We start from the raw sequence: 6,048 nt of genomic DNA, 5'->3' as shown, positions 1-6,048 counted from the left end.
GCGTTACCACCATCACCGGCCTTGCCACGGACGTGGCCGCCGCCGGTGCGGTACAACTTGGCTTCGGCATCGCGCCGCTGGCCATGCAGGAAGCGGGCACATTCTGGCCGCCCTTTACCGTGGAAGTTCAGGATGCCAGCGGTCGGCGCATTCCCGGCGCATCGGGCAGCGTGACGCTCTCGCTGGCCACCGGCAGCGACAAGCTCGACGGCACCCTCACCCGCCCGGTGGTCAACGGCACGGCCGTGTTCAGCGGGGTTTCCTATGACCTGGTGGAACTCATCGAGATCAACGCCGATTCCTCGGGGCTGATGGGCATTGCGATGGAGCCCATCGACGTGGTGACGGCAACGCCGCTGCGCCTGCTCGTCCATGAAGCGCCCCGCGCGCTGGAGACGACGGGCGCGACATGGGCGCCCTTTGCCGCGCGCATCGTGGGAATCGACGGCAGGCTCGCCCGCGGCGTGAGCGACACAGTCACCCTCGGCGTTGCCAGCGGCGGCGGGGGCGGCGCGCTCTCGGGCACGCTCTCACTGAGCGCCGCCGACGGCATCGCGACTTTCTCCGACATCGGCTTCGATACGGCCTCGGGCGTGCAGGTGAGTTTTACCGGCGCGGGAATCCAGGAATCCCCGCGCAGCTTCGTCACCGTGCTCGAAGAAGGCACCACCCCGGTGCGCATGCGCTTCGAGGACCCGGCGCCTCCCTTCGAGGCCGTGGGGGGGCTCTGGCAGCCCTTCAGCCTGCGCATCGAGGACGAGGAAGGCCGCCTGGTCACCAACCCGGCGATGCCCGTGGCGGTGACCATCGAGCTCACCAGCGGCACGGGTATCATCACCGGAACCACCACCCGGACCGCCGTGGAGGGCATCGTCACCTTTGACGACCTGCGCTATGACACGGCCGAAAATATCTCCTATGATTTCACTGCGGCGGGACTTGAAAGACTCTTCGGAACGGCGCGCGGTTTGAGCCGAAGCATCGGCATCATCACCATTCGCACCAATCCGTAGGACAACCGGGAAAGTTTTTCCCTGCCCGTGATCTGTGCGCCCCAGGGAGCGCAACCAAGCAGAGCACGGCCAAGGCAGGGGGATGGGGGAGCCGCGGCGCCGCAAGGTGCCGCGGTTTTTTTGTGGGCTTCAAAAAGGACGAGCCATGCCTCGCCCCGACGCCCTTCCCTTCTCCCTTTGGGAGAAGGTGGCCGAAGGCCGGATGAGGGTTTGGGCGCAACACCCGACTTCAATAACGGAACCCTCTCACTCGCTCCGCTCGACCTCTCCCAAAGGGAGAGGTGATTACTAGTTCTCCGCCGCCGCTTCGGCTTCGAAGTCACTGGTGGGTTTCTTCTCTTCCTGCATGCGCGCGCCGAAGTCGGTGCCGTAGTATTCCACCCAGGCGTCGAGGATTTCCTGGAGCGGCAGGTCGGCGTAGCTGCCGCGCTCGCGCACGTATTCCATGTGCTTGCCGCCCGACTTGCTGAATTCGTGAAAGATGCACTCGTGCTCGCCGTCGAATTCGAGCGGATGCACGCCGAATTTCTCGCACAGCGAGAGGTTGAAGGTCGGCGTCACCTTGATCCACTTGCCGCCCAGGTAGAGCTCGGTGTAGCCGTGGTAGACGAACAGGTCGGTGTCCATGCTCTCCTGCAGGCGCTTGGTAGTCAGGTGGTTTTTCACGTCGGCGAAACCAAGGCGCGAGGGGATTCCCACCACCCGCGCCGCCGCCGCGAGCAGCACCGCCTTGGGCACGCAGAAACTCTCTTTTGATTTCAGCGTGGTGGACGCCTTCATCCCGGCGGCGCTCAGGTCCGCTGAATACGGGTTGTAGCGAATCGAATCGCGCACGGCATAAAAGAGCCGCCGCGCCTTCTCGCGCTCGTCGCCCGCATCGCCGACGGTTTCTTTGGCAAAGGCGATGACGTCGGGATGATCGCAATCGATCGCGTCGGTGGGTTTCAGGTATTCGCTGAGATCTTCGCTGGTCTGGGACATGAGGTCGCCTCCGTCGCGCCCGCACGAAGCGGTGCGCGCTGATAGAAGGCTAGCGCGCCCGCCCCCTTGCGTCACCTTACCAACTGCACCTGCCCGTCGGGCCGGAGTTCCAGGGCGGGCAGGTAGTCGCTGATCAGATCGCGGCGCCACCAGTTTCCCGATTCATCGCTCCAGTCGGTGAAGTGATAGTCGTAGAGCAACGCGCGTACGTAGCGCGGGCGTTTTTCCTTGAAGGGCACCTGCTCGAACAGGTTCAGCACTTCGGGCTGCGCGGTGAGCAGGCGGTAGGCCAGCTTGCTCGTCCACCAGTCGCGGCGCGGATCGCCCAACGCGGCGAACCACATCAGCCAGTCCAGGCGCGGCATGTGCAGGCCGTAGAGCCCCGGTCGGCGCGCGGGGTTGCCGGGCTTGTAGGGAAGTTCGTAGGGATGCCAGACGTCGCCGTCCATGCTCGCCTCGAAGATGATCTCCGGGCGCTGCGTGGTCATGCGCGCGAACAGGCCGTAGCGGCTCGCGATGTGGAAGGGGCTCTGGATTTCGTGGACCCATGCGAGCGGGCCGGGCGCATCGCCCATCGGGCGGAAGGTGCCGATCATCGGCACGATGTTGCAGAGCAGAACGAACACGGTGAGGCCGATCAGGAAGGGACGCGGCCAGGGCCGCTCGCCCCAGGGAGTGCCCCAGACATTGTAGGCCGGTGCATCCCCGCGCGCTTCCACGTCTTCGGGCCAGGCGGGCGGCGCGGCCGCATCGGGCGCAAAGCGCGCACGCAGCGCGGCGGGCCAGAGATCATCGCAGAGCAGCGGGATGCACAGCACGATGGTGAGCAGATTGAAGAACCCGTAGTTCCCGGTCAGCCCGATAAACGCCATCAGCCCGACAAAGGCAACCGCCGCAATGACGCGCGGGAGGCGACCCAGAAAAATCCCGAAGGGCACGATGAGCTCGATCGCGAACATGCCCAGCGCGCAGGCCTTGTGAAACCACAGCGGCATCTGGTGCATGAGCCAGCCGGTCCACGCGGGCAGACAGGTCGTCTCATAGTGGTAGGACAGCGCGGTGAGATCCCGCCAGGTGACATCGCCGCCGGAGAGCTTTACCACGCCGGAGCTGAACATCAGCTTGAAGATGAGAAAGCGGAAGAGCCAGATGACGAGCACGCTGGGCGCGGGAGTTTCCTTTGTCAGCTTTGCCGCAAAGGGGGGCGCCAGAAAGAAGGCGAGGAACCCGGCCTCGAGCAGCAGGATGTCCCACTGAAAACTCAGAAAGTGCGGCGCCGCGGCATAGAGCGAGAGGTAGGCGCTCCAACAGACAAAGGCGCTGATCGTGGGCGCGAGCCCCGCCATCATGGCAACAGCGCCGAGCACTCCTACCGCGCACAGGAAGTGCAGCGTCCAGTCGCCCGTTCCGATGATCCACTGCCAGGTGGGCAGCTCCCACAGGCGCGCAATGCCGCGCTCCTTCGCGAATTGCTCCAGAAAGTATCCCGAGGGCACGATGCCGTTCTCGCCGATGAGTCCGATCACCTGCACCCACAGCGACCAGAACGCCGCCAGAAAAACAAAGCCGAGCCCGGCCAGCAGTAAGCGCCGCGTGACGTAGTGATTCTCGGGCTGGGTGTTTGGAACGTAGAGCAGGGTCATGGGATACGCCGATACACCTCGCGGCGGTGGCCGATTTTGATAATCAACACGAGCAATACAGAGTCGCGCACTTCATAGATGATCCGGTGGTCGCCCACGCGGAGGCGACGAATCTCCGAGTCCGCGCCGCTCAATGCGCGTGAGGCCTGCGGGCGCGGATCATCTTCCAGCATTGTAATCGCACGTGCAATTCGGCGCTGCACGGGGCGATCCAGCGCGGCGAGGTCCTTTCGGGCCCTGCTCGAAAGCTCGATGCTCCACGCCATCTCCGATTACAGCCCGAGTTCCTGCTTCACCTTGGCCCATGAACTCGTCTTCCCACCCTTGCGAAGCACCTCACGCGCTTCCTCCAGGTCGAGTCGGTCTTCGAGTTCTTCGAGAAAGGCGATCACCTCCACCGGCACAAGCGCGGCGAGCGGCTTGCCCTTGCGTTCGATCACGAATTGTTCGTGGCGCAAAGCTACCCGGTTGAGCAGGTCACCGAGTTCCTGCCGCACGCGCATGGTCGAGACGTGTTCGCTTTCGCTCATGACCGAAGGCCTCCTTCAACTCCATGAATTATAGTAACTATTATAGTTGATGCAATTGAGGGAATTACCGCCCCGTCAGCGGATTGAGGCCCTGCGCCGCGCGCTCGCGCTTGGCATCGGCAAAGGCCATGGCTTCGAGCCGGCGGATGCGCTGGTCGATGGGCGGGTGGGTGCTGAACAGGCCGGCGAGCCGGCTTTCCTTGCTGTTGAGCTTGCTGCCCTTGGGATCATCGATGAAGAGCGGCGCGGTCGCCGGATAGGCAACGGCCGTGGGTTGCACCGCGGCGTGGATTTTCTGGAGCGCGTCGGCGAGCGACTGGGGATTGCGCGTGAGCTCGGCGCTGGTGGCGTCGGCCAGATACTCGCGCTCTCGCGAGATGGCCATGGCCACCATGCGCGAGACGATCCACGAGACAATCGCCGCGACGATCACGAAGACCAGCACAATGGCTGCACCCCCGCCATTGTCGCGGTTCGAGGACCGGCGCCGCACGCCGCCGAAGCGGAAGCTGCGCAGGATGATCTCCGTGATCAGCAAAATCGCGCCGAGCATGCAGGTGACATAGAGCATGAGCAGGATGTCGCGGTTCCGAATGTGCCCCATTTCGTGGGCGACGACGGCCTGCAGCTCGTCGCGGTTCATGTTCTCGAGCAGACCCTGGGTCACCGCGATCGAGGCGTGCGCGGGATCGCGGCCGGTGGCAAAGGCGTTGAGATCATCATCGGCCATGATCCAGAGTTCGGGACAGGGAAGCCCCGCCGCGAGGGCCATTTCCTCGGCCACGTTCTTGAACTGCTGTTCCTTGAGCTTGGTCGGGTCCAGCCGCCGCGCGCGGGAGAGAAAGAGCACCGTGCGCGCGCCGGCGAAGTAGCTCACCCCGGCGTATCCCAGCGAGAGCCCCAGCGCGGCGAGTCCGAAGACCGGCGGCGCGGCGAGGAAGGCATCAAAGCTATCCCACACCGGAAGCTGCCCGGTCAGCCGCGCTTCGAGCGCCATGGCCGCCAGCACCAGCAGGCACACCATGAACGCCACCAGCCCTACCGTTCGGCGGCGGTTCTTTGCCTGGAGTTCGTGGAAATTGACCGGCACTGCATCTACCTCGCAAGCAAGCCATCACCCGTCATTCCGACCGGAGCGAAGCGTAGTGGAGGAATCTCGCAGCCGCGGATGATCGCCGGTCATCATTGGAAGCAACGCCGATACGAAATTGCGAGATCCCTCGGCTTCGCTCGGGATGACGGGAAGAAAAGATCCTGTTTCCTAGAAACTCACCTTCGGCGCCTCACGCTCTGCAGTCTCAGTCACCTCGAACAGGGGGAAGGGCTTGAAGTCACCCATGCCGGCGATGATGTTCCAGGGGATCTGCTCGGTGCGCGTGTTGAACTTCGTCGCGACGTCGTTGTAGTGCTGGCGCGCAAAGCCGATGCGGTTCTCCGTGCTGGAGAGTTCTTCCTGGAGCTGCGAGACGTTCTGGGTCGCCTTGATGTCGGGATACTTCTCCATGAGGGCCATGAAGCGGGTCATCATTCCCGTAAGCGCGCCCTCGGCCTTTACGCGGGCGACCAGGTCGTCGCTGCCCTGGAGATTGACGGCCTGGTTGCGCGCGGCGATGACGGCCTCGAGCGTCTCGCGCTCGTGACTCATGGCGCCCTTGACCGTCTCCACCAGGTTGGGAATCAGGTCGGCGCGGCGCTTGAGCTGCACGTCGATCTGCGCCCAGCCATTCTTTGCCAGGTTCTTCCCCGCCACCAGGGCGTTGTACATGGACACGAAAATGAGGATCGGCACGCCGATCGCGATGAGCAGAATCAACCAGTTGGGCATGACCCCTCCTTCGCCCCGCCTCGAAGCGCTTGGGCTTGCTGCCATTTGCCTGCGCT

7 protein-coding genes are annotated in these 6,048 nt (G+C 64.1%); 1 reads left to right on the top strand and 6 read right to left on the bottom strand.

The genetic code is table 11. From position 1 onward, the window contains the following. On the top strand, window positions 1–1,013 hold a 1,013-nt coding region (locus tag KDH09_09445), incomplete at its 5' end, for a hypothetical protein (GenBank protein ID MCB0219905.1). A 288-nt stretch (window positions 1,014–1,301) separates the two neighbouring features. On the opposite strand, the gene KDH09_09440 is transcribed toward KDH09_09445, so the two are convergent. From KDH09_09440 to KDH09_09415, 6 genes are all read right to left on the bottom strand, one after another. Next, window positions 1,302–1,994: a transglutaminase family protein gene (locus tag KDH09_09440; GenBank protein MCB0219904.1), complete on the bottom strand. Its 693-nt coding sequence runs from the start codon at window positions 1,992–1,994 to the stop codon at window positions 1,302–1,304. 71 nt (window positions 1,995–2,065) lie between these two features. Next, window positions 2,066–3,637, bottom strand: a complete 1,572-nt coding sequence (locus tag KDH09_09435) for a lipase maturation factor family protein (protein MCB0219903.1) — start codon at window positions 3,635–3,637, stop codon at window positions 2,066–2,068. Next, window positions 3,634–3,903: a type II toxin-antitoxin system RelE/ParE family toxin gene (locus KDH09_09430; GenBank protein MCB0219902.1), complete on the bottom strand. Its 270-nt coding sequence runs from the start codon at window positions 3,901–3,903 to the stop codon at window positions 3,634–3,636. Before KDH09_09430 ends, KDH09_09435 begins: the two co-directional genes overlap by 4 nt. Window positions 3,904–3,909: 6 nt before the next feature. Continuing rightward, window positions 3,910–4,167 (bottom strand): type II toxin-antitoxin system Phd/YefM family antitoxin, encoded by a 258-nt coding sequence (locus tag KDH09_09425; protein MCB0219901.1) that lies wholly within the window; start codon window positions 4,165–4,167, stop codon window positions 3,910–3,912. 64 nt (window positions 4,168–4,231) lie between these two features. Beyond that, window positions 4,232–5,257: a M48 family metallopeptidase gene (locus KDH09_09420; protein MCB0219900.1), complete on the bottom strand. Its 1,026-nt coding sequence runs from the start codon at window positions 5,255–5,257 to the stop codon at window positions 4,232–4,234. A 171-nt stretch (window positions 5,258–5,428) separates the two neighbouring features. After that, window positions 5,429–5,992, bottom strand: a complete 564-nt coding sequence (locus tag KDH09_09415) for a LemA family protein (protein MCB0219899.1) — start codon at window positions 5,990–5,992, stop codon at window positions 5,429–5,431. Window positions 5,993–6,048 lie beyond the last annotated feature (56 nt).

The organism is Chrysiogenia bacterium, from assembly GCA_020434085.1.
Taxonomy (GTDB): Bacteria; JAGRBM01; JAGRBM01; order JAGRBM01; family JAGRBM01; genus JAGRBM01.
Note: the sequence above shows the minus strand (reverse complement) of the source record. Positions and strands in the feature narration are given on the sequence as shown.

Excerpts from the sequence above, each read along its gene's own strand:
- KDH09_09435 (MCB0219903.1), bottom strand. The coding sequence starts at position 3,637 with ATGACCCTGCTCTACGTTCCAAACACCCAGCCCGAGAATCACTACGTC.
- KDH09_09440 (MCB0219904.1), bottom strand. The coding sequence starts at position 1,994 with ATGTCCCAGACCAGCGAAGATCTCAGCGAATACCTGAAACCCACCGAC.
- KDH09_09425 (MCB0219901.1), bottom strand. The coding sequence starts at position 4,167 with ATGAGCGAAAGCGAACACGTCTCGACCATGCGCGTGCGGCAGGAACTC.
- KDH09_09430 (MCB0219902.1), bottom strand. The coding sequence starts at position 3,903 with ATGGCGTGGAGCATCGAGCTTTCGAGCAGGGCCCGAAAGGACCTCGCC.
- KDH09_09415 (MCB0219899.1), bottom strand. The coding sequence starts at position 5,992 with ATGCCCAACTGGTTGATTCTGCTCATCGCGATCGGCGTGCCGATCCTC.